Genomic DNA, 23,494 nt, shown 5'->3' with positions numbered 1-23,494 from the left:
TAGAAAGTTAAATCCATTCACCGTTTGCGTTTACAGTATAACCATCAACAGTAGTGCTCACTGCAAGGGTACCTGAACTATAAGTATAGTATCACTTGCCACCTGCTTGGAAGCAGCCAGTTATCATAGCTCCATCTTCAGACATATAGTACCAACTACCAAGATTTAGCCAACCAACTTGTTTTACACCTTCATTCTTCAAATAATAAACTTTATTGTCATGCTTTTGTAAACCAGTTAGTTTTTTACCATCTTGATAAAGATAATCTACACCATCAGCATGTTGCCAACCTGTCAATGAATCCTTTTTCTGACTATCATCCTTAGCATTAGTATCTTTTACAAACCAATGCTTACTAACATTTTGCTCATAAGTAGTCGTTACATAACGATACCCCTTAAAATCCCCTGGTTTAACTTCTTCTTCTTTTTTTACCACAGTAGAAGAAATAAATGGTTTTAAGTCTTCTGTAGTTCCATCAGCCTTTCTCGCTAACCAACTAGTACCTACATAAGTATCCTTAAAAGGTTTGACTGAATCCGGCTTTGCAGGAATCAATTCATCTTTATCACCCTTGATTGTCGTATCTGCAACGAAGATATGTTTAATATTTCTACCATTATTGTCTGTTCTTTTCCATTTATAGCCTAGCCCAAAATTTGACCTGGAGTTCCGGATGCTTAGTACGATCATATTTAATAGTTTCTTTTAAAGTTTTTTCTGTTCCATCCTTTTCTATCGTATTCTATCGTAACCCACGATACTGTAGAATAATTACCTGTTTCTTCTGTATATATAGTACTTGGAAATTACTGCGCAACTGTTAATACTGAACCAGCTAAAGTTACGCTAGCTAGAAGTTTTACAAGTTTAAGATTCATAAAGCTAAATCTCCTCTAATTTTTATTTTCTTTATTATAATATTTATTTAATAAATTCGCAAGAAAAAACAGGAGATTTCTCCCCTGTTTTAGATTTAATTTATAAATTATTTAACCCATTCACCGTTTCCGTTAACAGTGTATCCTCCTACAGTAGTATTAACCGCAAGAGCACCTGTAGCGTCAACATAGTACCATTTATCTTTTACTTGGAACCATTGGTTAGCTTTCATAGCACCTGATGCTTCAAGGAAGTACCATTTACCACCGTCTTGCAACCAACCTGTTTCCATAGCACCTGATCCATTTAGGAAGTACCAAGTATCACCGTCTTTAACCCACCATTTTTTCATTAGGTTATCTTGGCCAAAGAAGTACCATTTACCGCTATCTTGTACCCAACCAGTAACAAGTTTAGAGTTAACTTGATATTTCCAGCCTTGGTTATCTTTGACCCAACCTGTTTTACCAGTTGCAGCTTGATCACCAAACTTCACATCAACATGACGTACTTCGTTAATAGTGATATTTCCGTTTGTATATAAATCCTCAGAAACTTTGAATTCACCTACAAATTTAATATCCTCACCATTTGTTGCTTGTCCTTCAGTGAAACGATACTTAACTACAGATCCAACTGGGAAAGTTGCTGGAACGAACACATCTTCTTTTTGTGTAGCATCAGAAGTTGTTTGCACCTTCTCATACTTACCAATAATTACGTTACCATCTTCGTCAGATTCTACCTCAAAGTAAGTTGTTTTACCATCTGGAAGTGTTACAGATAAATCAAATTCAATACCTGGTACTGGTTTACCCTTAGCATCAACAACGTTTAAACGAACATAGTGGTTACCTACTTCTCCATCCTTTGGAGCTGGAACTACTGAAGCTTTAGCAACATCGTAAACACCAAAACGAGTGTAAGCTGGTTTGTTATTTACTAATTTACCATCTTGGAATGTAGCTCTGTCTGTAGCAGTATTTGAACCACCTTGTGTTTGTGTAGCTGTTACTAATTTACCAGTAGCAGGGTCTACCATACCTGGTTTAAGAGTTAGGTCTGCTGCTGAAACTGCTTGTACAGCACCAAATGCTGTAAGAGCGACTGCGCTTGTCAATAAAACTTTTTTCATCGTTTTATCTCCTTTGTTTTTCTTTAAAAATTTTTTCGTAAGACTATCTTACTACCATACAGTATATAAATATTTGCAGGATTTGTCAAGGGTTTTCATCAACTTTTTACCTATTTTTTTCAAAAAAGGTGAAAAAACATCTTTGTGAGATGAAATACCCTTCAAATACCGTATCTCCCAAGTGAAAATCTCACAAATTTCTTAAGCCCTGAGTCAAACCTCACATATCTAATCCATATCGATAGTTGGATAGAACTCACTTCCATGATATTATCCTATAACCCCTTCCAAATGTCAAGCAAAAATGACAAGTATTTTAGAAATAACTCGCCATTTCATTAACTTTCTACTATTTAAAATGTGACCTCATAGCAAGGACTCAAACTCAGTGACTGTCATGCCCAACTGCTGGCTGGCAACCTCAGATGGCAGCAGACCTTGACGTACTAGATTTACTAAACCTACTTTTAATCCCTCTTCAATGCCTTCTTCTCGTCCTTTTTCAATACCCTCTGCACGACCACGTTCAAGTCCCTGTTCAATACCTTCCGCTCTAGCTGTTTCCAAGGCATAGTCATGAGCGAGTAAGGCTTGTTCTTCACGCCTGCGTTGTTCACTAAACATTCTCCTGTCCTCCTCGGACCAGCTCTTGTAGTCCAGCAGTTGGTCTGCTTGGCTGATGGCTCGCTCGGGGTGCTGGGTAAAGGGTTTATTCCCGAAAAACTCCAACCATGGCTTGCGAACCTCGTCTTTGCTGGTTTCTCTGTATTTTTAGGTCTTATTTATGATGGTCTTTCAATAGCTCCTCAAACTCAGCCACGGTCATACCCAACTGCTGGCTGGCAACCTCAGAAGTCAGAAGACCTTGGTGGACCATATCTAGGAAGGCAAAAAAATTCCCTTCCTCCCTAGCAGTTTCCAAGGCATAGTCGTGTGCTAACAAGGCTTGTTCTTCGCGTCTGCGTTGTTCACTAAACATTTTCCTGTCCTCCTCGGACCAACTCTTATAGTCTAGCAGTTGGTCCGCCTGACTGATAGCTCGCTCAGGTTGTTGAGTAAAGGGCTTGTTGCCGAAAAACTCTAACCACGGCTTACGAACCTCGTCTTTGCTGGTTTCTCTGTATTTTTAGGTCTTATTTATGATGGTCTTTCAATAGCTCCTCAAACTCAGCGACCGTCATACCTAATTGCTGGCTGGCAACCTCAGAAGTCAGAAGACCTTGATGGACTAGATTTAGTAAACCTACTTTTAATCCTTCTTCTCGCCCTTTTTCAATACCCTCTGCACGGCCACGTTCAAGTCCACGCTCTAAACCTTGTTCAATACCTTCTGCTCGACCACGTTCAAGTCCACGCTCCAGTCCCTGTTCAATACCTTCCGCCCTAGCTGTTTCCAAGGCATAGTCATGAGCGAGTAAGGCTTGTTCTTCACGCCTGCGTTGTTCACTAAACATTCTCCTGTCCTCCTCGGACCAGCTCTTGTAGTCCAGCAGTTGGTCTGCTTGGCTGATGGCTCGCTCGGGGTGCTGGGTAAAGGGTTTATTCCCGAAAAACTCCAACCATGGCTTACGAACCTCGTCTTTGCTGGTTTCTCTATATTTTTTTAGTTCCAAGAATGCCATCTTGACTAGATGGTTTTCTTGTCCATTATTGGTTATGGTTAATGCTTCACCTGTCGTGTCTTCGCGCATACTAAAACTGTGAAAGGCCAAATCATCTTGGAAGTAATTACTATCCACAATAGCAATTGCATATACTGGTGCGATATGTTTATAACTCTGGTGTGTATCGCCTTCTCGTTGGCGAATTTTTTCTAGGTTTTGATTGACCTGACTACATAGATAAGCCCACAGGCGATTGATGAAAAAATTCTGATGATGTACCTGTATTTCGATAATAACTTGAGTTCCATTATCTAACTCCGCTAAAACATCTATACTAGTATAGAAATCTTGCGCCGAATAGGGCATGGAAGGCAAGACGTGAATGTTGCTTCCCTCCAAAATGGTTACATTTTTTGCTGGCAAGTCCAGCATATCGCGAATAAACTGACAAGTGATTTCTGGGTTGCTAAAAATCTTCTTAGCAACCAAGTCATTAGTTGGGCTAATGCCCGGATGACGTACAGTCATATTTCTTCTCCTTTCATTATAGCACATTTTTAAATCTAGGTTTACTAGATTCACTGCTACTATCTATTTATTCGGAAAAGAGACGAAAAAAAATAAAAGTTATTAAAATTATTGTTTATCCTTAATTTTGTCTGTATTAAAAAAGGTTTTGACACCCAATTTTTAAAATTAAAACACACTGAATCTAGGAACGATTTGAATCATCTTGACCTGCTCTTGGTATTCTTGACTGAGTTTCCAAATCTTCTTTACAGACGGAAAGAGCATCATCGTGTTCCTTGATGATTCTGATTTTCTCACCTTGTTCAGGTGTTACATCGTCCGCTATAGCAATTCCAAAATCTCGCATCTTATCCTTCATTCATCTTGGTAATCAACTTCTTAATGTTTGGTTTCTCATCTGGATTGTCAAAGATTCTCTGAATAATAACTTGAGTAAAAAATCATTCCTTAGTTCAACCGATCCACAATATATCTTTCCAATTGCTTGGCAAACCAATCTTACTAGATAATATGATATTTGACTTTTCCATCAACTGTGCCTCTAAAGTCGTCAAAAAATCGTTCCAATCTTGAACAAAAGAATGTGAATGATGTTGTATAAGATTTTTCATAGCTAAAAGATAAGCAAATAAATCGTTATTATGGGTCTTTTTCTTTTTAGTCTCTGCATTCTTGTTTATTTGACGCAAATCAGCTGAAAAGAAACTTGGACTTGCTATTGTAAAATTTTGACCATATAGTCTTAAATGATGTGCTGTCCTATTTCTCATATACCATGTAGCTGAAACCCAGCCAAATAATTTACTCCGGATTTCTTCTCCATGAATTTTAGAATTTACCACACCAGTTGATAAAAATGTAGTATCTATCCAATACTCCCGGTACTCTTTTTTCAGTGCACTTATAAAACGAGTTGTTTCCCCAAAAGTCATCTCTTGAAAAAGAACCCAAATTGGAAATTTAGAACCTTTATTTTTGATATGATGCTGTATTGAAAGACTTTGATTCTCTGATAAATGTTTTTCTATAATTGAAATAAATTCGTGATATAATTCAGAGTTTTCATAAATAGTTTCATCCAAGTAACACTCACCTTTTTGATATTTTCCATTATATTGCTGACAAAGCGATTCAATAAAAGTTGATTTTATAAACTGCTCTAATCTACCAGAAAATATAAACAGAAACTGTGACAACCAGTCATTAAATTCATACAATGAAATCGCTGCTTGAAATTTTCCTTTATGAAGATTATCTGGAACCTGTTTAATAAAAGCAGAAAACGAATAGTAATTATGGCAACGTAAAAAATTTTTGGAATCTAGTTCCTCTTCAGGTGACATATCTAGCTTATCTGAAAGATAACTTACCAAATCTTCAAGAGGTAAAAATGCTTTCATTTCTCTCTTTAAATCTCTTGACAAAGAAATACTATTATCAGTTGTGTACATCATTAACCTTCTAAATTTATAAAAAAATGACTCCAGTTGCTATGAAACAGGGAGCAAAAGGAGTGCTTGTATCTAAATATTATACTATTCTATAAAAAAAGTCAAGTCAACTTGATATTTTTTCAATTTGTGTCTAATTGTTCACTCGTAAATTCGAAAGGCAAAGCATGTTGTCATACTAAATCAATAAAGGCAAAGATTTATCCTTCAACTTTCCCGCGCTCCAGTCCTTGTTCGATACCTTCCACCCTAGCAGTTTCCAAGGCATAGTCCTGTGCTAACAAGGCTTGTTCTTCACGCATACGTAGTTGGCTAAACATCTTCCTGTCCTCCTCGGACCAGCTCTGATAGTCCAGCAGTTGGTCTGCCTGGCTGATGGCTCGCTCGGGTTGTTGGGTAAAGGGTTTATTCCCGAAAAACTCCAACCATGGCTTGCGAACCTCATCTTTGCTGGTTTCTCTGTATTTTCTTAATTCCAAGAACGCCATTACTGTGATGGTATTACAAAAGTGCTTCAAACTCCGCTACTGACATACCCAATTGTTCACTCGCGAATTCGGAAGTTAAAACATGTTGGCGTACTAAATCTAGAAAGGTAAAGATTTTCCCACGCTCTAATCCCTGTTCAACGCCTTCTGCTCGTCCTTGTTCAAGACCCTCTGCACGACCACGTTCAAGACCCTGTTCAACGCCTTCTGCACGGCCACGTTCAAGTCCTTGTTCAAGACCTTCAACCCTAGCTGTTTCCAAAGCATAGTCCTGTGCTAACAAGGCTTGTTCTTCGCGCATACGTAATTGACTAAACATTTTCCTGTCCTCCTCGGACCAGCTCTTGTAGTCCAGCAGTTGATCTGCTTGGCTGATGGCTCGCTCGGGGTGCTGGGTAAAGGGCTTATTACCAAAAAACTCCAACCACGGTTTACGAACCTCGTCTTTGCTGGTTTCTCTGTATTTTTTTAATTCCAAGAACGCCATCTTAACCAGATGGTTTTCCTGACCGTTGTTTGTAATTGTTAAAACCTCACCCGTCGTGTCCTCTCGCATACTAAAGCTATGAAAAGCTAAGTCATCTGAAAAGTAATTGCTATCTACAATTGCAATGACATAGACTGGTGCGATATGTTTGTAGCTCTGGTGGGTATCACCTTCACGTTGGCGAATTTTTTCTAGGTTTTGATTGACCTGACTGCACAGATAAGCCCACAGACGATTGATGAAAAAATTCTGATGATGAACTTGAATCTCAATGATAACCTGTGTCCCATTGTCCAACTCAGCCAAAACATCTATACTTGTATAGAAGTCCTGCTCCGAGTACGGCAGGGAAGGCAAGACGTGAATGTTACTTCCCTCCAAAATGGTCACATTTTTTGCTGGTAAATCCAGCATATCGCGGATAAATTGACAAGTGATTTCTGGATTGCTAAAGATTTTCTTAGCAACCAAATCATTGGTTGGGCTGATGCCCGGATGTCTTAGAATCATCCTTTTCCTCCTTTTATTATACCACAGTTTTAAATCTAGGTTGACTAGATTTACTGCTTCTATCTATTTATTCGGAAAAAAGACGAAAAAACCTGAGAATTATCTCAGGCTTGGTCATTAAATTTTTTTCTCAATACCGAAAAGTGGAGAAAGTGGTCGTTTTTCATGAATACGTACGATAGCATCCCCTAGGAGATGAGCGATTGAAATCTGCTCAATCTTATCAATCAAACGCTCTTCTGGCAGATAGATGGTATCCAAAACAACCAATTTCTTGATAGCTGAATTTTGGATATTGTCCATAGCCGGACCAGAAAGAACTGGGTGCGTACAGCTTGCATAGACTTCAACAGCACCCGCTTCCGCAAGTGCATCTGCCGCATGACAAATCGTTCCAGCAGTATCAATCATATCATCAATCAAGATACAAGTCTTGCCTTCGACCTTACCGATGATGTTCATGACTTCACTAGTATTCATCTTATCAACGCTACGACGTTTGTCAATGATAGCGATAGATGTTTTCAAAAATTCTGCCAACTTACGAGCACGAGTCACCCCTCCATGGTCTGGGCTGACAACCACATAGTCAGAACCAACCATGCCACGACGCTCAAAATAATCCGCAATCAGAGGAGCTCCCATCAAATGATCCACAGGAATATCAAAGAATCCTTGAATCTGCGCAGCATGCAAGTCGATGGTCAATAAACGATCCACTCCAGCTACTTCAAGCATATTTGCGACAAGTTTTGAAGTGATTGGCTCACGCGCTCTCGCCTTTCTATCCTGACGTGCATACCCATAGTAAGGCATGACAACATTGACAGATTCTGCACTGGCACGCTTCAAAGCATCCACCATAATCAAAATTTCAAGCAGATTGTCATTTACAGGCGAGCTAGTTGATTGTAGGATAAAGACGTGTTTCCCACGGATTGATTCTTCGATGTTGACCTGAATCTCTCCATCTGAAAATTGGCGGACACTTGATTTCCCCAACTCTATCCCAATCTCCTGCGCCACACGTTCTGCCAATTCTTTATTAGAAGAAAGGGCAAACAGCTTTAAATCAGAAAAAGACATGATTTCCTCCGGTATATATGTATCGCTTGTGCTTTTCACAAGATTTTTCCATCTACCATTGTAGCGCTTTTTGCACTATTTTTCAATCAAAAATAAAAGAAGGGCACCATATTTGTGCCCCTGCATCATTCTTTTGAAAAATATTCTAGTTCATCAACTCATCGTGCTTCTCAACAAAGCGATAAGCCTGATAAAAACCATAAAGAGTAATAGCCATAACCACTGGAATCGCTAAGGGCAACTCTGTCTCCAACTCCACAAAAGGAGAGTTAAATAAGAAGTGAGTTCCCAAGGCTAAACCTAGGAAAATAACCCCCTGTTTCTTGCCAACCTTCTGCCCTTTATAGGCTCTGTAAAGCAAGTAAACACCTACTACAGCTATACCTGAAAAAGTCCAGTGAGAGGCAATTCCTGAGATGATACGCTCTAAAATCCTTGAAATGGTAAAATCAAAGCCCTCTGGCAAATCCGTACGAATGTAGCTAATATCCTCAATCATTTGAAATCCCAAACCAGAAGCAATTCCTAGTAAAAACAAAGATTTTAATTTTCGCACAGGAACCAAGGCCAAAACAAAGATAAGTGGCAATAATTTCAAGGGTTCCTCTACCAAAGGAGCCACAATCGCACTTTCAAAGGCATTTAAAAATGCACTATCTGGGAAAAGAATACCCAGTAAATCATGGATATAGGTATTCGCCAAGCTAGACAACCAACCCGAAAGGAACATCCCACCCAATAAAGACAAAATCAAGGCGTTCTTTGGCAATTCCCATTTTTTCCCAATGCGGAAAAGGAAATAAAGAGCCGGAATCATGTAAAAGAGAGCTAGAAAGATAGAAACTCCCATTAGGCCATATTCCGCACCTGACATCGAACCGTCCGTATAGTAAATGGTTTCATACTGTAAACCAATACATAGCAATAAAATAAAAATAAATAAAATACTGTTTTTCTTCATACACTTTCTTTCTAAATGAAGTATTTATAATTCTACGACTGTCATACTTCCTGTATCCACATCGTAAATAGCACCAGAGATAATAACATCGTCTGGTATTAGGGGAGACTCGATAAGAAGTTGCATGTCCTCGCGTACACTCTCCTCTATATCTTGGAAGGGCAAGAAGTCCTGGTCTGACACATCGACACCTAGTTCCTCTTTCAGATACTCCTGAAAAGGACCATTTTCAAATGTCTGAGCACCACAGTCTGTATGGTGCAATACCACAATCTCTCTTGTCCCCATTTGTTGTTGGGAAATAACTAGCGAACGAATCATGTCCTCAGTCACTCGACCACCTGCATTCCGCAAGATATGAGCATCCCCAAGTGCCAAACCTAGAGCTTGCGCAACGTGCAAACGAGAGTCCATACAGGTCACAATGGCTACTCTAGTTTTGGGTTTAAGTGGCAGATTTAACTGCCCATGTAGGGCAACATAAGCCTGATTGGCTTGCATAAACTGTTCAAAATACGACACGATTCCCTCCTTGAAAATTTGATAGTCAAATATTTCTCCTATCTTATCATTTTTAAGAGAATTTGTCACAGATTAAGCAAAAACCTTTTTCAAAACTTCCTGAATCGTTGTCACCCCAATGACCTGTATTTCCTTGGGCGGAGTGATTCCTGTCAAGGAATTCTTAGGTACATAAATCTTAGTAAAACCCAGTTTAGCAGCTTCATTGATGCGTTGCTCGATACGATTCACGCGCCTAATCTCTCCTGTCAAACCAAGTTCTCCTACAAAACATTCCTGAGGATTGGTTGGCTTGTCCTTGTAGCTCGAAGCAATAGCAACCGCAACGGCCAAGTCTATCGCAGGTTCATCCAATTTGACACCGCCAGCAGATTTGAGATAGGCATCCTGATTTTGCAAGAGAAGCCCTGCCCGTTTTTCCAAAACGGCCATAATCAGACTAGCACGATTAAAATCAAGTCCTGTCGTTGTACGCTTAGCATTTCCAAACATGGTCGGTGTCACCAAAGCCTGAACCTCCGCCAAAATCGGACGCGTCCCTTCCATGGTCACAACGATTGATGAGCCAGTCGCTCCATCCAAACGCTCTTCTAGGAAAACTTGACTCGGATTAAGAACCTCAACCAAGCCACCTGACTGCATCTCAAAAATCCCAATCTCATTAGTGGAGCCAAAACGGTTTTTGACCGCTCTCAAAATACGAAAGGTATGGTGGCGCTCTCCTTCAAAATAAAGCACCGTATCCACCATATGCTCTAGCATACGAGGACCAGCCAGAGTACCTTCCTTGGTCACATGACCTACGATAAAGATGGCAATATTATTGGTTTTGGCCAGCTGCATGAGCTCAGCAGTCACCTCACGCACCTGAGAAACAGACCCCTGCACCCCTGAAATCTCAGGAGACATAATAGTCTGGATGGAATCAATAATGAGAAAGTCTGGATGGATGCGCTCCACTTCAGCTCGAACACTCTGCATATTGGTCTCTGCATAGAGATAAAACTCGCTATCAATATCTCCCAAACGCTCTGCACGTAGTTTAATCTGCTGGGCAGATTCCTCCCCACTGACATAGAGAACCGTCCCCACTTGGGACAACTGGGTTGAGACTTGTAAGAGAAGGGTTGATTTCCCAATCCCAGGATCCCCACCGATAAGAACGAGACTTCCCGGTACCACTCCGCCTCCAAGTACACGGTTGAATTCCTCCATCTCTGTCTTGGTTCGATTGACGTTGATTGAAGTCACCTCAGCCAGTTTCATGGGCTTGGTTTTCTCACCTGTCAAGGATACACGCGCATTCTTGACCTCGGCAACCTCAACCTCTTCTACAAAAGAAGACCAAGACCCACAGTTAGGACAACGTCCCAGATATTTAGGGGAATTATACCCACAATTTTGACATACAAATGTCGCTTTTTTCTTTGCGATGATAAACCTCTTTCTATATCTCTAACTCACACTCAATCACTTGGCAAAAATCAATCTTCTCATTTGGCACAAACTGACGCATGAGCATGTTGTGAGTTACCACTATCACGGTCTGGTAATCTCGATACTTAGCCATGCATTCTAGAAAACGAGACTTCATCTCTTCAGCTGTCTCATATTGAATAGGACTATTAGGAAGTAACTCCCCCTCATTTTCTAGAAACATAGTACGAGCTTTTTCAAAGTTTTCTATTCCTGTTTCATAAACCTGCCATTCATGTAATAAAGGCTCCACTCTCAAAGGAAGTCCCGTAGCACAAACTACATAAGAAGCCGTTTCTAAAGCTCTTGTGACTGCAGAAGATATGATTATTTCAGCTGAAAGGAGTAAAGGATTGGTGCTCAGTTCCTGAGCTTGCTGCCGTCCCTTCTCAGACAAGGGTGCTAAATCTATCCCAAATCCCGTATAAGAACGCTCCTCTAACTCACGATAATCTGGCTCCCCGTGACGTACAAAGATAATCTTCATTCTAGTGCCCAGTCGATCCAAATCCACCAGTCCGCACGCCGTCAGCTGCATCCCCATCTGCGATTAAGAAAGGCGCAAAGACAGCCTGGACAACACGTTCCCCAACTTCAAGAACAACCTCTTGATCTGTGATATTCTTCATCTGAGCAAAAATATGCCCTTCATTCCCAGGATTTCCATAATAATCCCCATCAATGACACCAACCGAGTTAATCAAGACCAAGCCCTTCTTACGAGGGTTTGAAGAACGATCATAGAGGTAGAGAACCTCAGTCGGCTGCATATAAGCCTTAACCCCTGTCGGAACCAAGACAATCTCTCCTGGAGCTATAACTGTACGCACAGCAACCTTTAAGTCGTAACCAGCCGCATGCGCTGTCTCACGCTTTGGCAATAAATTTTCATCTGTAAAACTAGAAACCAATTCAAAACCACGAATTTTCATCATCTTCTCTTTTCTATTATCATTTATTCTAGATTATTCTATCTTATTTATTCGGAAAAAGCACGAAAAAAAGAGCACACAATTCAAATCGCTTAGGGCTGCTGGATTCCTCCCCTGACCCGCTTCACGCAGAACTGTTGCTCCACTGTTTATTATATCACATTCCCATTCATTTTAAAAGCAAAATTATTTTTTCCGTCTATTTCTAAAAAAATCCTGCATAATAGCTGCACATTCATCTTCTAAAATTCCTGTTTCAACATCCACACGATGATTGAGACGCTCATCTGTCAAGATATCGTACAAACTCCCAGCAGCGCCAAATTTCTGGTTTTTAGCCCCATAGACCACGTTTGGAATACGGGCGAGTCCAATCGCCCCACTACACATGACACACGGCTCAATGGTCACAAAAAGCGTGCAATCAAGCAAGCGCCAGCTCTCCTCACTCAGATTCGCATTCTCTATGGCCATAATTTCCGCATGCATAACAGCTCGCTGCAGTTCCTCACGCGCATTATGCCCACGGCCAATGATTTCTCCATCCTTGACAATCACACAACCAATTGGAATTTCATCGTGTTCAAGAGCAATCTCAGCCTCTCTCAAAGCCTCCCTCATAAAGACTTCTTTTTCTTCAACTGTATAATTCATCAATTTCCCTTTTCCTACTTATCGATTTTATTATTATATCATGAATCCCAACACAAAAAAAGCCACCGAATGCGGTGACTTTATAGGGAGATTATTATGAAAAAGAAAAGTTTAGGATATTTGTTACAACAAGTTAGGAGGTCTTCTTGTAACTGTCTATAGTATACCCGACCTATCTTAAAAAAATCTTAAAAATCTCTTACGACCAAACACTTTCTAAAATATTTGTTTGTTCACGACCAGGACCTACTGAGAAAGTAGAAATACGAACGCCAACCAATTCACTCACACGACGAACGTAGTTACGCGCATTCTCAGGAAGATCTTCCAAATTACGAACTCCAGTAATATCTTCTGACCAACCTGGCAACTCTTCATAGATAGGCTTGCAACGCTTCAATTGCTCAAGACTAGCTGGATAGTAGTCAATACGTTGACCATCAAGATCATAGGCCACACAGATTTTCACTGTATCTAAACCACTCAAAACATCAATAGAGTTCAATGAAAGATTAGTAATACCAGAAACACGACGACTATGGCGCATCACAACTGAGTCAAACCAACCCACACGACGTGGACGACCAGTTGTTGTACCATATTCATGACCAACTTCACGGATACGTTCTCCCACTTCATCAAACAACTCAGTTGGGAAAGGACCGTCTCCTACACGACTCGTATAGGCTTTACATACACCAACAACCTTATCAATCTTACTTGGACCAACACCAGAACCAATGGTCACACCACCAGCCACAGGATTTGATGACGTAACAAATGGATACGTACCTTGGTCAATATCTAGCATAACACCTTGTGCACCTTCAAAAAGCACACGTTTACCATTATCAAGCGCATCATTCAAGATAACAGATGTGTCTGTCACATACTTCTTGATTTGTTGACCATATTCGTAATATTCTTCAAAAATATCATCAAAAGCAATAGCTTTACTGTCATACAATTTTTCAAAAAGACGATTCTTTTCAGCAAGGTTACGTTCTAAACGCTCACGGAAAATATCTTTATCCAAAAGATCAGCGATACGAATCCCAACACGAGCAGCCTTGTCCATATAAGCTGGACCAATTCCCTTAATTGTCGTACCAATCTTATTGTCGCCCTTAGCTTCTTCTTGCAAACGATCCAACTCGATATGGTAAGGCAGAATAACATGCGCACGATCAGAAATACGCAAATTATCAGTTGTTACACCTTCCTCATGAAGATAGCTCAACTCTTTTACAAGAGATTTAGGATTTACAACCATACCATTCCCAATAACAGAGATTTTTTCAGGGAAGAAAATCCCAGAGGGAATCAAGTGCAACTTAAATTTCTTACCATCAATCACAATCGTGTGACCTGCATTATCACCACCTTGGTAACGTGCAATCACTTCTGCATTCGCTGAAAGGAAGTCTGTAATCTTCCCTTTACCTTCATCACCCCATTGGGTACCTACAACAACAACTGAAGTCATAATCTTGTCTGAGCCCTCAGGCTCTTCCTTTCTCACATACATGGCAGGACTCTCACCTGCAATTATATCTTACAATTTATTATAAGAAAAAATTGCCTTTTTATCAAGAAGAAACAATAGAAAGATTTGCTATTTCCAACTATTAAAAAATGTTTTAGAAAAATTACCAGCTATTTATCATTATTTTCCCACAAAAAGTTAAATTTGTTCGGAAATTAACTCATATTGTCTCAACAAGCAACAAAACCTTGTTTCATTATCAATTTTTCAAGATACAAACGATAAGCAACACGATAATGGTAAACAATAAAATCCCTACGACACCCAATGCCATATCTAACTAAATAATAAATCAAAAATTTAAAATGAAAATCTTCCCATTCCCAACTATTATCAAAGAAAGTAGCATACTCTTCTTCGATACTGTCATAGAAATCAGTCATCTGATCATAAATACTTTGTAGCATAAGCATACACTCCTTTACTTTTTATGATCTTATTCTAACAAAAAATTATAAAAAGTTATTAATAATTCCTGAATTGTTAAAATACCAACCTCAACAAGAGAAAAAATAGGAAAAGTTGACAGAATAGAAACAAATTTACTACCTATTTTTCAAACTATCTTTAAAACATTTCTCAAAGATAACAAGAAAATTGTCAATGTCCTTAAACTAGCCTATTCTAACGCCAAACTAGAAGTCACTAATAATCCCATCAAACTTATCAAGCGCAACGACTTTGGTTTTCGGAACTTTAAAAACTTCAAAAAACGGATTTTCATCGCTCTAAACATCAAAAAAAGAAAGGACGAAATTTGTCCTTTCTCGAGATTAGCTTTTCTGGCTCTATAATATTTGTAGTGGGTAAATCCCCTATGGATATTATGGAACCTATTTTATTGTAGAAAAAAGTCCCATATCATCTATAATGAAAAGCGACCAAACCATCATTAGAAAGATTCATATAGAACAATTACATTTTATCACAAAACTACTAGACATTAAAGACCCTAATATTCAAATTATAGATATCATCAATAGAGATTCCCACAAAGAAATCATTGCTAAATTGGATTATGAGGCTCCATCTTGCTCTGATTGCGGAAGTTAAATGAAGAAATATGACTTTCAAAAACATTCTAAGATTCCTTACCTCGAAACGACTGGTATGCCTACCAGAATTCTACTTAGAGAGCGTCGTTTTAACTGCTATCAATGCTCGAAAATGATGGTGTCTGAAACTTCTATCGTCAAGAAAAATATCTCGCTTCGTTAGGTGCGAGATAGATTATTAATTATATAACAAAAAAAGAGGTCAAAACCTCCTTTAATTAACTACTCCGCCAGTAGGACTCGAACCTACGACATCATGATTAACAGTCATGCGCTACTACCAACTGAGCTATGGCGGAATAAAGCTAAGCGACTTCCATATCTCACAGGGGGCAACCCCCAACTACTTCCGGCGTTCTAGGGCTTAACTTCTGTGTTCGGCATGGGTACAGGTGTATCTCCTAGGCTATCGTCACTTAACTCTGAGTAATACCTACTCAAAATTGAATATCTATTCAAACCAAGAAAACCGTTCGCTTTCGTATTCTCAGTTACTTTGGATAAGTCCTCGAGCTATTAGTATTAGTCCGCTACATGTGTCGCCACACTTCCACTTCTAACCTATCTACCTGATCATCTCTCAGGGCTCTTACTGATATATAATCATGGGAAATCTCATCTTGAGGTGGGTTTCACACTTAGATGCTTTCAGCGTTTATCCCTTCCCTACATAGCTACCCAGCGATGCCTTTGGCAAGACAACTGGTACACCAGCGGTAAGTCCACTCTGGTCCTCTCGTACTAGGAGCAGATCCTCTCAAATTTCCTACGCCCGCGACGGATAGGGACCGAACTGTCTCACGACGTTCTGAACCCAGCTCGCGTGCCGCTTTAATGGGCGAACAGCCCAACCCTTGGGACCGACTACAGCCCCAGGATGCGACGAGCCGACATCGAGGTGCCAAACCTCCCCGTCGATGTGAACTCTTGGGGGAGATAAGCCTGTTATCCCCAGGGTAGCTTTTATCCGTTGAGCGATGGCCCTTCCATACGGAACCACCGGATCACTAAGCCCGACTTTCGTCCCTGCTCGAGTTGTAGCTCTCGCAGTCAAGCTCCCTTATACCTTTACACTCTGCGAATGATTTCCAACCATTCTGAGGGAACCTTTGGGCGCCTCCGTTACCTTTTAGGAGGCGACCGCCCCAGTCAAACTGCCCGTCAGACACTGTCTCCGATAGGGATCACCTATCTGGGTTAGAGTGGCCATAACACAAGGGTAGTATCCCAACAACGTCTCCTTCGAAACTGGCGTCCCGATCTCATAGACTCCTACCTATCCTGTACATGTGGTACAGACACTCAATATCAAACTGCAGTAAAGCTCCATGGGGTCTTTCCGTCCTGTCGCGGGTAACCTGCATCTTCACAGGTACTAAAATTTCACCGAGTCTCTCGTTGAGACAGTGCCCAAATCATTACGCCTTTCGTGCGGGTCGGAACTTACCCGACAAGGAATTTCGCTACCTTAGGACCGTTATAGTTACGGCCGCCGTTTACTGGGGCTTCAATTCATACCTTCGCTTACGCTAAGCACTCCTCTTAACCTTCCAGCACCGGGCAGGCGTCACCCCCTATACATCATCTTACGATTTAGCAGAGAGCTGTGTTTTTGATAAACAGTTGCTTGGGCCTATTCACTGCGGCTGACGTAAAGTCAGCACCCCTTCTCCCGAAGTTACGGGGTCATTTTGCCGAGTTCCTTAACGAGAGTTCTCTCGCTCACCTGAGGCTACTCGCCTCGACTACCTGTGTCGGTTTGCGGTACGGGTAGAGTATGTTTAAACGCTAGAAGCTTTTCTTGGCAGTGTGACGTCACTAACTTCGCTACTAAACTTCGCTCCCCATCACAGCTCAATGTTATAGAACTAAGCATTTAACTCAGTTCACACCTCACTGCTTAGACAGACACTTCCAATCGTCTGCTTTAGTTAGCCTACTGCGTCCCTCCATCACTACATACTCTAGTACAGGAATATCAACCTGTTGTCCATCGGATACACCTTTCGGTCTCTCCTTAGGTCCCGACTAACCCAGGGCGGACGAGCCTTCCCCTGGAAACCTTAGTCTTACGGTGGACAGGATTCTCACCTGTCTTTCGCTACTCATACCGGCATTCTCACTTCTATGCGTTCCAGCGCTCCTCACGGTACACCTTCATCACACATAGAACGCTCTCCTACCATACCTATAAAGGTATCCACAGCTTCGGTAAATTGTTTTAGCCCCGGTACATTTTCGGCGCAGGGTCACTCGACTAGTGAGCTATTACGCACTCTTTGAATGAATAGCTGCTTCTAAGCTAACATCCTAGTTGTCTGTGCAACCCCACATCCTTTTCCACTTAACAATTATTTTGGGACCTTAGCTGGTGGTCTGGGCTGTTTCCCTTTCGACTACGGATCTTAGCACTCGCAGTCTGACTGCCGACCATAATTCATTGGCATTCGGAGTTTATCTGAGATTGGTAATCCGGGATGGACCCCTCACCCAAACAGTGCTCTACCTCCAAGAATCTCTAATGTCGACGCTAGCCCTAAAGCTATTTCGGAGAGAACCAGCTATCTCCAAGTTCGTTTGGAATTTCTCCGCTACCCACAAGTCATCCAAGCACTTTTCAACGTGCCCTGGTTCGGTCCTCCAGTGCGTCTTACCGCACCTTCAACCTGCTCATGGGTAGGTCACATGGTTTCGGGTCTACGTCATGATACTAATTCGCCCTGTTCAGACTCGGTTTCCCTACGGCTCCGTCTCTTCAACTTAACCTCGCATCATAACGTAACTCGCCGGTTCATTCTACAAAAGGCACGCTCTCACCCATTAACGGGCTCGAACTTGTTGTAGGCACACGGTTTCAGGTTCTATTTCACTCCCCTCCCGGGGTGCTTTTCACCTTTCCCTCACGGTACTGGTTCACTATCGGTCACTAGGGAGTATTTAGGGTTGGGAGATGGTCCTCCCAGATTCCGACGGGATTTCACGTGTCCCGCCGTACTCAGGATACTGCTAGGTACAAAGACTATTTTAAATACGAGGCTATTACTCTCTTTGGCTGATCTTCCCAAATCATTCTTCTATAATCTTTGAGTCCATATCGCAGTCCTACAACCCCGAAGAGTAAACTCTTCGGTTTGCCCTCCTGCCGTTTCGCTCGCCGCTACTAAGGCAATCGCTTTTGCTTTCTCTTCCTGCAGCTACTTAGATGTTTCAGTTCACTGCGTCTTCCTCCTCACATCCTTAACAGATGTGGGTAACAGGTAGTACCTGTTGGGTTCCCCCATTCGGAAATCCCTGGATCATCGCTTACTTACAGCTACCCAAGGCATATCGTCGTTTGTCACGTCCTTCTTCGGCTCCTAGTGCCAAGGCATCCACCGTGCGCCCTTATTAACTTAACCTTATTTTTCTGACCTTTCAGTCATAAACTCTTATTAATACTACAGCGTTTTCGGTTTATTTTCTTGTTACTATTTGATATAGATATTCAATTTTCAATGTGCATTACTTGGTGATCTCTCACCAATGGAGCCTAGCGGGATCGAACCGCTGACCTCCTGCGTGCAAAGCAGGCGCTCTCCCAGCTGAGCTAAGGCCCCACAAGACCTCTCAAGACTAAACAAGACCAATGCGCAGTTCCTTATCCTTAGAAAGGAGGTGATCCAGCCGCACCTTCCGATACGGCTACCTTGTTACGACTTCACCCCAATCATCTATCCCACCTTAGGCGGCTGGCTCCTTACGGTTACCTCACCGACTTCGGGTGTTACAAACTCTCGTGGTGTGACGGGCGGTGTGTACAAGGCCCGGGAACGTATTCACCGCGGCGTGCTGATCCGCGATTACTAGCGATTCCGACTTCATGTAGGCGAGTTGCAGCCTACAATCCGAACTGAGACTGGCTTTAAGAGATTAGCTTGCCGTCACCGGCTTGCGACTCGTTGTACCAGCCATTGTAGCACGTGTGTAGCCCAGGTCATAAGGGGCATGATGATTTGACGTCATCCCCACCTTCCTCCGGTTTATTACCGGCAGTCTCGCTAGAGTGCCCAACTGAATGATGGCAACTAACAATAGGGGTTGCGCTCGTTGCGGGACTTAACCCAACATCTCACGACACGAGCTGACGACAACCATGCACCACCTGTCACCTCTGTCCCGAAGGAAAACTCTATCTCTAGAGTGGTCAGAGGGATGTCAAGACCTGGTAAGGTTCTTCGCGTTGCTTCGAATTAAACCACATGCTCCACCGCTTGTGCGGGCCCCCGTCAATTCCTTTGAGTTTCAACCTTGCGGTCGTACTCCCCAGGCGGAGTGCTTAATGCGTTAGCTACGGCACTAAACCCCGGAAAGGGTCTAACACCTAGCACTCATCGTTTACGGCGTGGACTACCAGGGTATCTAATCCTGTTTGCTCCCCACGCTTTCGAGCCTCAGCGTCAGTTACAAGCCAGAGAGCCGCTTTCGCCACCGGTGTTCCTCCATATATCTACGCATTTCACCGCTACACATGGAATTCCACTCTCCCCTCTTGCACTCAAGTTAAACAGTTTCCAAAGCGTACTATGGTTAAGCCACAGCCTTTAACTTCAGACTTATCTAACCGCCTGCGCTCGCTTTACGCCCAATAAATCCGGACAACGCTCGGGACCTACGTATTACCGCGGCTGCTGGCACGTAGTTAGCCGTCCCTTTCTGGTAAGATACCGTCACAGTGTGAACTTTCCACTCTCACACTCGTTCTTCTCTTACAACAGAGCTTTACGATCCGAAAACCTTCTTCACTCACGCGGCGTTGCTCGGTCAGACTTCCGTCCATTGCCGAAGATTCCCTACTGCTGCCTCCCGTAGGAGTCTGGGCCGTGTCTCAGTCCCAGTGTGGCCGATCACCCTCTCAGGTCGGCTATGTATCGTCGCCTTGGTGAGCCGTTACCCCACCAACTAGCTAATACAACGCAGGTCCATCTGGTAGTGATGCAATTGCACCTTTTAAGTAAATGTCATGCAACATCTACTATTATGCGGTATTAGCTATCGTTTCCAATAGTTATCCCCCGCTACCAGGCAGGTTACCTACGCGTTACTCACCCGTTCGCAACTCATCCAGAGAAGCAAGCTCCTCCTTCAGCGTTCTACTTGCATGTATTAGGCACGCCGCCAGCGTTCGTCCTGAGCCAGGATCAAACTCTCATTAAAAGTTTGAGTTCTCACTCATTTCTGTCACTGACAGATTTATTGTTTTTTTCATTGTTCAGTACTACAACAGTTGTTGTAGTGCCCTGCACATTGGTTCGTCTTGTTCAGTTTTCAAAGGTCTTTGTCACTCGCTTCTCTCAAGCGACAACTATATTAGTATATCACAGCCACTTTCGCTTGTCAACACTTTTTTGAAACTTTTTTAAAACTTTTTTCATCAAGTGTTCCATCTGCAACATACCATAGTCCGTACGGGATTCGAACCCGTGTTACCGCCGTGAAAAGGCGGTGTCTTAACCCCTTGACCAACGGACCAGAGTTGTTATTTTCAACTCTTACTATTATACAGTCTTTTCTAACTTTGTCAACACCTTTTTTAAATTTTTTTATTTTTTTGCATGAACTCCTAATGAGTACGGATGTCAAACTCTTTAAACACAATACGTAAGTCCTTTAGCACTCTTTGACGCCCTCGGAAGCGTTCATCTCTTAAGACGCGTTCTAACTCTTCTTGTTTCTCTTTACTTTGTTTGTTTCTATAATCTCTTAGTGTTTCATGAAAGAGATAATAGTCATCTAGCCAGAGTCCTCCCTCACTGATACGATGACTTATCTCACCCACTTCTTCATAAAGCTCTTTATCATATCTCCGTTTTTGACTTTCTTGTTTACGGAGATAATCTAGAATTCGATTCCGGAATTTTGTTTTGAAATATTTCCTTAAACGAGGGATATCTTCTACAAACCCTTCTTCTTTACTAATCAATTCATGTAGGCAAATCATTCCCTCTTGATCCCAGTCCGATAACTCCCATAAATGAAGGTAATATTCATTTCTACACTTATATACAATTCCCTGGACTTCTTCATACAATTCTTTAAGCATAATCTTCCCCTTTCTGTGTACAGTCTAACAGATCCAGAAACACTTTTGGCACATTTCATCCATTCTGTTCTCTACACCGTCTCAACTGCACAAAAAAGAGAGGACGGGCCTCTCTCAGGGTTATTTCTCGTCATTCATTTTTGACTTTACTTCATCATAGGATAGTGCATGTGATTCCTCTTCTACTGTTTCAGGCATCTTTCCTGTTTCGTAAAGAGATTTAATTTGTGTGCTATCCAATGTTTCGTATTTCAATAATGCTTCTGCAATCAACTTGTGAGTTTCACGATTTGACTGAATAATTTCAGCGGCTTTATTTCGTGCTTCATTTAATAATGAACGAACTTCTTCGTCAATTTCATAAGCTGTTTGTTCTGAAATTGATTTTTGAGGGCTTTGTGCACCAAACATGGCATGATTACCCTCATATTGTACCGGACCAAGTTTTTCACTCATACCGTACTCTGTAACCATTGCACGCGCCATTTGTGTCGCTTGTTCAAAGTCGTTTGAAGCTCCTGTAGTTTGGACATTAAAGATAATTTCTTCAGCTACACGTCCACCCATTAAGCCAGCCAATTGTTCTTTCATATCTTCTTTAGATAGAAGCATTTGGTCTTCCTTAGGAAGTGCAATCATGTATCCACCTGCACGGCCACGTGGTACAATTGTAACCTTATGAACAACACGGGCATTCGACAAGACTAAACCAACAATGGTATGTCCAGCCTCATGGTAGGCAACCAATTCACGTTCTTTTTGTGAAACAGTCTTATCTTTCTTAGAAGGTCCAGCAATAACTCTATCTTCTGCTTCATCAATATCTGAGGCATCAATTATCGATTTATTGCGACGAGCAGCAACTAGAGCTGCTTCATTCAATACATTCTCTAAATCAGCACCAACAAAACCTGGAGTTTGTTGAGCCACTAATTTCAAATCAACATCTTCTGCTAAAGGCTTGTTCTTAGCATGAACTTTCAAGATTGCTTCGCGACCTTTAACATCAGGACGGCCAACCAATACTTTTCTATCAAAACGTCCTGGACGCAAAAGGGCAGGGTCAAGTACATCTGAACGGTTTGTCGCAGCGATGACAATAATCCCTTCATTTCCCTCAAAACCATCCATCTCAATCAAAAGTTGGTTCAAGGTTTGTTCACGTTCGTCATTACCTCCGCCGAGACCAACTCCACGTTGACGTCCAACAGCATCAATTTCATCGATAAAGATAATAGCTGGTGCTGCTTTTTTGGCATCTTCAAAAAGAGAACGAACACGACTAGCTCCAACTCCGACAAACATTTCTACAAAGTCAGAACCTGAGATACTAAAGAATGGAACACCTGCTTCTCCGGCGACTGCTTTAGCAAGCAAAGTTTTACCTGTTCCCGGAGGTCCCTCCAAAAGAACACCTGCTGGAATACGGGCTCCAAGTTTTGTAAATCGTTTTGGATCTTTTAAAAATTCAACAACTTCAACTAGTTCTTGTTTTTCTTCCTCAGCTCCAGCAACATCTGAAAATCTTACTTTAATATCTTCTTTATTTGCAGCTTTAGCCTTACTACGTCCAAAACTCATCGGGTTACGGCTATTATTTCCTCCCATATTTCCCATCATAGAGAATAGGAAGAAGAATAGAATACCGAATGGCACAATGGATACAAGAATATTAATCCACATACCACTTGAACTTTCATGCTTAATAGTTACTGCCGCCTTATGGTCAGAAGCAAGCTTTTGCAATTCTGATACCGTAGTATCTGAAGGAAGAATAATACTTGAAAATTTCTCTACTGTTGTAGCAGATGGAGAAAAGAACTGAATGCCTGTTTCTTCTTTACTTGTTTTAGGATTTTTATAGACACCCGAAACCTCGATAACACTACCATTTGGTTGGTAAGTCAATTCTTTTACATTGTCATCGGTAATTTCTTTTACCAATTCTGTATAATTAATTTGCTCACTTTTCCCTGCAACACTACCTGTACTAAAATACTGATAACCTGTAACTAGGAGAAAAATAAGTAATAACCATAGAAAAGGATTTTTAATTAAACCATTATTTTGTTTTTTCATTAAAAATTGTTCTTT

General features: G+C 41.5%; 16 protein-coding genes, 3 tRNA genes, 3 rRNA genes, 1 other RNA gene and 7 pseudogenes. 2 read left to right on the top strand and 28 right to left on the bottom strand.

Features of this window, described 5'->3' with window-relative positions; genetic code table 11:
- Positions 1–7: 7 nt before the first annotated feature.
- The 20 genes and pseudogenes from ACLV7Q_RS00210 to comW form a co-directional block, all read right to left on the bottom strand.
- A pseudogene (locus ACLV7Q_RS00210) lies at positions 8–79 on the bottom strand (N-acetylmuramoyl-L-alanine amidase family protein); the annotation flags it as partial.
- Positions 80–91: 12 nt separating this feature from the next.
- Positions 92–694: a hypothetical protein gene (locus tag ACLV7Q_RS00205; RefSeq protein ID WP_218757582.1), complete on the bottom strand. Its 603-nt coding sequence runs from the start codon at positions 692–694 to the stop codon at positions 92–94.
- A 295-nt stretch (positions 695–989) separates the two neighbouring features.
- Positions 990–2,018 (bottom strand): hypothetical protein, encoded by a 1,029-nt coding sequence (locus tag ACLV7Q_RS00200; RefSeq protein WP_218757499.1) that lies wholly within the window; start codon positions 2,016–2,018, stop codon positions 990–992.
- A gap of 366 nt (positions 2,019–2,384) precedes the next feature.
- A pseudogene (locus ACLV7Q_RS00195) lies at positions 2,385–2,789 on the bottom strand (hypothetical protein); the annotation flags it as partial.
- A gap of 7 nt (positions 2,790–2,796) precedes the next feature.
- Positions 2,797–3,144: pseudogene (locus ACLV7Q_RS00190) on the bottom strand (hypothetical protein); the annotation flags it as partial.
- A gap of 7 nt (positions 3,145–3,151) precedes the next feature.
- Complete coding sequence (locus ACLV7Q_RS00185; protein WP_218757497.1) at positions 3,152–4,150, bottom strand: Rpn family recombination-promoting nuclease/putative transposase; 999 nt, start codon at positions 4,148–4,150, stop codon at positions 3,152–3,154.
- A 180-nt stretch (positions 4,151–4,330) separates the two neighbouring features.
- Positions 4,331–4,584: pseudogene (locus tag ACLV7Q_RS00180) on the bottom strand (IS110 family transposase); the annotation flags it as partial.
- Positions 4,585–4,605: 21 nt separating this feature from the next.
- On the bottom strand, positions 4,606–5,604 hold the full coding sequence (locus ACLV7Q_RS00175; RefSeq protein WP_218757495.1) for an Abi family protein: 999 nt from the start codon (positions 5,602–5,604) through the stop codon (positions 4,606–4,608).
- A 203-nt stretch (positions 5,605–5,807) separates the two neighbouring features.
- Positions 5,808–6,107, bottom strand: a pseudogene (locus ACLV7Q_RS00170) (hypothetical protein); the annotation flags it as partial.
- On the bottom strand, positions 6,106–7,089 hold the full coding sequence (locus tag ACLV7Q_RS00165; RefSeq protein WP_218757494.1) for an Rpn family recombination-promoting nuclease/putative transposase: 984 nt from the start codon (positions 7,087–7,089) through the stop codon (positions 6,106–6,108). The pseudogene ACLV7Q_RS00170 and the gene ACLV7Q_RS00165, both read right to left, overlap by 2 nt.
- 117 nt (positions 7,090–7,206) lie before the next feature.
- Positions 7,207–8,175 (bottom strand): ribose-phosphate diphosphokinase, encoded by a 969-nt coding sequence (locus ACLV7Q_RS00160; RefSeq protein WP_000010159.1) that lies wholly within the window; start codon positions 8,173–8,175, stop codon positions 7,207–7,209.
- Positions 8,176–8,320: 145 nt separating this feature from the next.
- Complete coding sequence (locus tag ACLV7Q_RS00155) at positions 8,321–9,136, bottom strand: PrsW family intramembrane metalloprotease (RefSeq protein ID WP_218757493.1); 816 nt, start codon at positions 9,134–9,136, stop codon at positions 8,321–8,323.
- A gap of 24 nt (positions 9,137–9,160) precedes the next feature.
- A complete protein-coding gene (locus ACLV7Q_RS00150) occupies positions 9,161–9,658 on the bottom strand; it encodes a beta-class carbonic anhydrase (protein ID WP_004237611.1) in 498 nt (165 codons plus the stop codon).
- A gap of 72 nt (positions 9,659–9,730) precedes the next feature.
- The gene (gene radA, locus ACLV7Q_RS00145) at positions 9,731–11,092 is read right to left on the bottom strand and encodes a DNA repair protein RadA (RefSeq protein WP_411866013.1); all 1,362 of its coding nucleotides are present in this window, start codon (positions 11,090–11,092) and stop codon (positions 9,731–9,733) included.
- Positions 11,093–11,105: 13 nt separating this feature from the next.
- The gene (locus tag ACLV7Q_RS00140; protein ID WP_218757492.1) at positions 11,106–11,672 is read right to left on the bottom strand and encodes a histidine phosphatase family protein; all 567 of its coding nucleotides are present in this window, start codon (positions 11,670–11,672) and stop codon (positions 11,106–11,108) included.
- Entirely contained in the window at positions 11,623–12,066 is a 444-nt protein-coding gene (locus ACLV7Q_RS00135) for a dUTP diphosphatase (RefSeq protein ID WP_000701987.1), read from the bottom strand. The genes ACLV7Q_RS00140 and ACLV7Q_RS00135 overlap by 50 nt, the downstream gene beginning before the upstream one ends.
- Positions 12,067–12,122: 56 nt before the next feature.
- Positions 12,123–12,218, bottom strand: an RNA gene (ffs, locus tag ACLV7Q_RS00130) — signal recognition particle sRNA small type.
- 34 nt (positions 12,219–12,252) lie between these two features.
- Positions 12,253–12,720, bottom strand: coding sequence for a tRNA adenosine(34) deaminase TadA (gene tadA, locus ACLV7Q_RS00125; RefSeq protein ID WP_001110110.1), 468 nt, complete (start codon positions 12,718–12,720; stop codon positions 12,253–12,255).
- Positions 12,721–12,919: 199 nt separating this feature from the next.
- A complete protein-coding gene (locus ACLV7Q_RS00120) occupies positions 12,920–14,206 on the bottom strand; it encodes an adenylosuccinate synthase (RefSeq protein ID WP_001832534.1) in 1,287 nt (428 codons plus the stop codon).
- Positions 14,207–14,436: 230 nt separating this feature from the next.
- A complete protein-coding gene (gene comW, locus ACLV7Q_RS00115) occupies positions 14,437–14,673 on the bottom strand; it encodes a sigma(X)-activator ComW (RefSeq protein WP_049524667.1) in 237 nt (78 codons plus the stop codon).
- 141 nt (positions 14,674–14,814) lie between these two features.
- On the opposite strand from comW, the pseudogene ACLV7Q_RS00110 reads away from it, so the two are divergent.
- Positions 14,815–15,043, top strand: a pseudogene (locus ACLV7Q_RS00110) (transposase); the annotation flags it as partial.
- A gap of 129 nt (positions 15,044–15,172) precedes the next feature.
- Positions 15,173–15,469: pseudogene (locus tag ACLV7Q_RS00105) on the top strand (transposase family protein); the annotation flags it as partial.
- A gap of 77 nt (positions 15,470–15,546) precedes the next feature.
- On the opposite strand, the gene ACLV7Q_RS00100 reads toward ACLV7Q_RS00105, so the two are convergent.
- From ACLV7Q_RS00100 to ftsH, 8 genes are all read right to left on the bottom strand, one after another.
- A tRNA-Asn gene (locus ACLV7Q_RS00100) sits at positions 15,547–15,620 on the bottom strand.
- 5 nt (positions 15,621–15,625) lie between these two features.
- Positions 15,626–15,741: ribosomal RNA gene (gene rrf / locus ACLV7Q_RS00095) — 5S ribosomal RNA — on the bottom strand.
- Positions 15,742–15,817: 76 nt separating this feature from the next.
- Positions 15,818–18,719: ribosomal RNA gene (locus tag ACLV7Q_RS00090) — 23S ribosomal RNA — on the bottom strand.
- Positions 18,720–18,844: 125 nt separating this feature from the next.
- Positions 18,845–18,917, bottom strand: a tRNA-Ala gene (locus ACLV7Q_RS00085).
- A 51-nt stretch (positions 18,918–18,968) separates the two neighbouring features.
- A 16S ribosomal RNA gene (locus tag ACLV7Q_RS00080) occupies positions 18,969–20,514 on the bottom strand.
- The 16S, 23S and 5S rRNA genes sit together here with 3 tRNA genes alongside, the layout of an rRNA operon.
- Positions 20,515–20,757: 243 nt before the next feature.
- Positions 20,758–20,829 (bottom strand) — tRNA-Glu (locus ACLV7Q_RS00075).
- Between the two features lie 91 nt (positions 20,830–20,920).
- Complete coding sequence (locus tag ACLV7Q_RS00070) at positions 20,921–21,400, bottom strand: sigma-70 family RNA polymerase sigma factor (protein WP_173254018.1); 480 nt, start codon at positions 21,398–21,400, stop codon at positions 20,921–20,923.
- 120 nt (positions 21,401–21,520) lie between these two features.
- The gene (gene ftsH / locus ACLV7Q_RS00065) at positions 21,521–23,479 is read right to left on the bottom strand and encodes an ATP-dependent zinc metalloprotease FtsH (protein ID WP_000744571.1); all 1,959 of its coding nucleotides are present in this window, start codon (positions 23,477–23,479) and stop codon (positions 21,521–21,523) included.
- Positions 23,480–23,494: the final 15 nt, after the last annotated feature.

Source organism: Streptococcus mitis, from assembly GCF_965111725.1.
GTDB lineage: Bacteria > Bacillota > Bacilli > Lactobacillales > Streptococcaceae > Streptococcus > Streptococcus mitis_DV.
Note: the sequence above shows the minus strand (reverse complement) of the source record. Positions and strands in the feature narration are given on the sequence as shown.